Here is a 4,040-nt window from a genome sequence, read left to right on the forward strand (position 1 = left end):
CACCATCACCGCGATCAGCGGCATGTAAGGTGATCCGGCCACCCCCGCCGTGCTGGTCGTGGCGAAACTGGCCGAGACGACCCCCACCAGCGCCACGACCGACCCGACCGACAGGTCGATCCCACGCGTCAGGATGACGAAGGTCATGCCGATCGCCAGGATACCGTTGATCGAGGTCTGGCGCAGCACATTGATGATGTTGCGCTGGCTGAGAAAATTGTCGTTCACCACCGCCAGAACGACGCACAGCAGGATCAGCGCGATCAGGATGCCGTATCGCTGTGCCAACGGGCCGATGCGCGACGTGATCGTGCGCGGCTGCTCGGTTCCTGCCCCGGCCGGCGTGGCGGCTTCGATCTGCTTTTCCAACTTGATCCTCCCTTTCATGCATCATGCGTCGCGCAGCCGCCCGCATGGGGCGCGCCGCGCTCTCAGGCTGCCAGATGCAACAATCTCTCTGCGGACAATTCCGCCCGCTGCAATTCCCCGGCCACGCGACCGTCGCGCATCACGACGGCGCGGTCAGCCATGCCTAGAACTTCGTCCGTCTCGGACGAGATCATGATGACTGCGCCTCCGGCCCGCGTGAATTCTGACATGACGCGATAAATCTCTCGCTTGGCGCCCACATCGACACCACGCGTCGGCTCGTCCAGCAACAGGATGCGCGGTTCAGTCAAAAACCACTTGCCCAGAACGACCTTCTGCTGGTTGCCCCCCGACAGGCTGGATACCGACAGCTTGTCCGAGGCAGTCTTGATGTTCAGCGTCTCGATCATGCGCTGCGCCGCGTCGCGTTCAGCGCCCACGCGCATCAACTGGCCGCTGGACACGCGGTCCAGCGTCGCAAGGCACAGGTTGTCGCGGACATCCCCTGTCAGGACCAGGCCCGAATGCTTGCGGTCTTCGGTGACATAGGCCAGCCCCGCAGCGATCGCCTGATGCGGCGTGTCGATCCGCGTGGCTGTTCCTTCGATCACGATCTCACCGCCTGCGGTGCCCGACAGGCCGAACAGGCGATCGAATATCTCGGTCCGGCCCGATCCCATCAGACCGTAAAGTGCCAAAATTTCGCCGCGCCTGACGGCGAAGTTCACGTCACGGACGCCGTGATCGGCACTCAGATTGCGCACGGACAGCATTTCCTCGCCGCCCGGCTCGTTCTCCTTGACGAACTCCTCGGTCAGCGGGCGGCCCACCACCAGATGGATCAGGCGATCCTTGTCGATATCGTTCATGGCCCCGGTCTCGACGAAGGCGCCGTCGCGGAACACAGTATAGCTGTCGCAGATCGAGAAGATTTCGGACAGGCGGTGGCTGACATAAATGACGCCCTTGCCCCGCGCCGTCAGGGTCTTGATGGCGGCGAACAACTGATCCGCCTCGGCCTCGCCCAAGGCCGAGGTCGGTTCGTCCATGATGATGATTTCGGCATCATAGCTCAGCGCCTTGGCAATCTCGACCAGCTGGATCTGCGCCACGGTCAGGTCCATCATCAGGCTGTCCGCACGGATACCGAAATGGAAGCCGTCCAGCAGCTCCTGCGCCATGCGGTTCAGTTCGCCAAAGCGCACGCGGCCTAACAAGCCCACCGGCTCACGCCCCAGATAAATGTTCTCGGCCACGGTCATCGCCGGAACCGGGCTCAACTCCTGCTCAATGATCGAGATGCCGTTGGCAAGGGCCTGCGAAGGGCTTTCGAAAGTCATCGGCTTGCCGTCGCGCAGCAGCGTGCCGGCGTCACGACGATGAATACCCATCAGGATCTTCAGGAAGGTGGACTTGCCGGCACCATTGCCACCGCAAAGCGCATGGACCGAACCGGGGTGCAACATGAAGCGGCCATCGCGCAGGGCGGGAACGCCCCCGAAGGATTTTCGAAAGCCCGTGGCCTCCAGTAGCGGTTGTTCCATGATCCCTCCCCCTACGCACTGCCTCTCCCTAGGCAATACAAATGTCAGGCATGGCCCGACAAATGGCAGGCTAGAAGACTAGTCCGACATCTGTCAACCGCCTTTGGTCATTTGTCATAGTTGCCGTGTCAGGTCGGTCGCGCCCCCCCCTCCGGCCAGCTTGGCATCCGGTACGGCCGTCGCGGCAGCAGTGCTTGGAGAAATGCCACACCGACCGGTATCGCGGCGGCCCCGGCCTCGCCATCGCAGCAGCGGCGCTATGACTTTTCCGGCCCGCGCATATATTCGGGGGTCTTTACAGCCCGCCCCGGCTGGCGTCGTATGCGCCCATCGGCAGACCGATTGCCGCCAAGCATCCAAGGGAGGGGCAAAATGCCGAGATCGCTAGTTCTGGAGCGCAAGGGAGAACTGTCGCTGCGGGATATTCCGCTGGACATGGACATGGGGCCGACCGAAGTCCGCATCCGGGTTCACACCGTAGGCATCTGCGGGTCCGACGTGCATTATTATACCCATGGCAAGATCGGGCCCTTCGTCGTCAACGAACCGATGGTTCTGGGTCACGAAGCCTCGGGCGTGGTGATCGAGGTCGGCGCGCGAGTCCGTCACCTGAAGGCGGGTGATCGCGTCTGCATGGAACCGGGCATTCCCGACCCCGCCTCGCGCGCGGCCAAGCTGGGCATCTACAACGTTGATCCCGCGGTGACCTTCTGGGCGACGCCCCCCGTGCATGGCTGCCTTACACCGCAGGTCGTTCATCCGGCGGCCTATACCTACAAGCTTCCTGACAATGTCTCCTTCGCCGAAGGGGCGATGGTCGAACCCTTCGCGATTGGCATGCAGGCCGCGCTGCGTGCGCGCATCCAGCCCGGTGACGTGGGGATGGTGCTGGGCGCGGGACCCATCGGCATGATGACGGCGCTGGCGGCCCTTGCCGGGGGATGCGCCAAGGTCCTAGTGGCCGACCTGGCCCAGCCCAAGCTGGACATCATCGGCGCCTATCCCGGCATCGAAACGATCAACATCCGCGACATTCCCGCGGCGGATGCCATCGCCAAGGCGACCGAAGGCTGGGGTGCGGATGTTGTCTTCGAATGCTCGGGCGCGGCACCGGCCGTCTTGAGCCTGCCGCAACTGGTGCGTCCGGGCGGGACCGCCGTGCTGGTCGGCATGCCGGTCGATCCGGTGCCCATGGACATCGTCGGCCTGCAGGCCAAGGAATTGCGCCTCGAAACGGTCTTCCGCTACGCCAATGTCTATGACCGCGCCATCGCGCTGATCGGGGCGGGCAAGGTGGACTTGAAGCCGCTGATCTCGCTCAGCATGCCTTTCGAGGACAGCATCGCGGCCTTCGAACGCGCTGCAGAAGGGCGCGAGACTGACGTCAAGATGCAGATCGAGATGCCCAGATGATCGACCGAACCGGACGCTGAACGGGGATATCGGGGACTGATGACCTGCCACCGCTCTGCCTGACGCCAGTGCCGCAGCAATGAGGGTTGACCCGTCAGTGGGCTACAGATCGGCCGAAATGGCCTCAAGTGTATGGTCCCGAGGTCAAGTGGCCCGGCTTTCGATGAATCAGGCGGGGGTTAGTCTGCCATTCTCGCCAGATGAATTGCGCCGGCGTTAGCCCTTTGAGCGTCTTCAATCGCCGCGCCGTGTATAGGTGTCGATGAACAGGGCGAGGTGGCGCTCGAGCTGTGCGTGGTCGTCGTAGTAATAGCGCTTCGCAGCGCAACCAGCCGGTCGAACTCCGCGCGGGTGTTCAGAACTGTCAGACGCCGACGTCGCGCCCTCCCGGGCGCAGCGATCAGAACCTCGTGGCGATGCTTGGCGATATCGATGCCTACGAGGACGGCGTCGGATCGTGTAGGATGCTGAGCGGTCATGGTCGGTCTCCTCTGCGGTGTGGTTCGTGCAGAACCACTGTAGAGACCCGAGGACCGCCCATGGCTGCCTGCTGCGCTTACTGAGGGCTACGCAACCAGCCATGACCTCCGTCAAACCGTCATTCCGAATGTGCTACGGTAGCGAATTCATCTCGCGCGACCTCGATCTGTGGGCCTATGCCAACCATGTCACGCTGGATTTCTCACGGCCCGGTAAGCCCACGGACAACGGCTT

At 63.1% G+C, this 4,040-nt stretch carries 3 protein-coding genes and 2 pseudogenes; 1 reads left to right on the top strand and 4 read right to left on the bottom strand.

Annotation, left to right across the window (positions count from 1 at the left end; genetic code table 11):
• Both MBELCI_RS22415 and MBELCI_RS18440 read right to left on the bottom strand, forming a co-directional pair.
• Positions 1–369, bottom strand: a 369-nt coding sequence (locus MBELCI_RS22415; protein ID WP_045320514.1) for an ABC transporter permease, incomplete at its 3' end; no start/stop codon positions are given.
• A gap of 62 nt (positions 370–431) precedes the next feature.
• Positions 432–1,913: a sugar ABC transporter ATP-binding protein gene (locus tag MBELCI_RS18440; protein WP_021695760.1), complete on the bottom strand. Its 1,482-nt coding sequence runs from the start codon at positions 1,911–1,913 to the stop codon at positions 432–434.
• Between the two features lie 372 nt (positions 1,914–2,285).
• Between MBELCI_RS18440 and MBELCI_RS18445 the strand changes: the two genes are divergently transcribed.
• Positions 2,286–3,326 carry an NAD(P)-dependent alcohol dehydrogenase gene (locus tag MBELCI_RS18445; protein ID WP_021695761.1) on the top strand — a complete coding sequence of 347 codons (1,041 nt, stop codon included), beginning with the start codon at positions 2,286–2,288 and terminating at the stop codon, positions 3,324–3,326.
• Positions 3,327–3,450: 124 nt separating this feature from the next.
• On the opposite strand, the pseudogene MBELCI_RS22150 reads toward MBELCI_RS18445, so the two are convergent.
• Positions 3,451–3,644: pseudogene (locus tag MBELCI_RS22150) on the bottom strand (IS481 family transposase); the annotation flags it as partial.
• Positions 3,645–3,649: 5 nt separating this feature from the next.
• A pseudogene (locus MBELCI_RS22155) lies at positions 3,650–3,805 on the bottom strand (IS110 family transposase); the annotation flags it as partial.
• Positions 3,806–4,040: the final 235 nt, after the last annotated feature.

It is taken from the genome of Limimaricola cinnabarinus LL-001 (assembly GCF_000466965.1).
In the GTDB taxonomy this organism is placed as follows: domain Bacteria; phylum Pseudomonadota; class Alphaproteobacteria; order Rhodobacterales; family Rhodobacteraceae; genus Limimaricola; species Limimaricola cinnabarinus.

Bases quoted from the DNA above. Each gene is read 5' to 3' on its own strand.
- MBELCI_RS18440 (WP_021695760.1), bottom strand. From the start codon at position 1,913: ATGGAACAACCGCTACTGGAGGCCACGGGCTTTCGAAAATCCTTCGGG.
- MBELCI_RS18445 (WP_021695761.1), top strand. From the start codon at position 2,286: ATGCCGAGATCGCTAGTTCTGGAGCGCAAGGGAGAACTGTCGCTGCGG.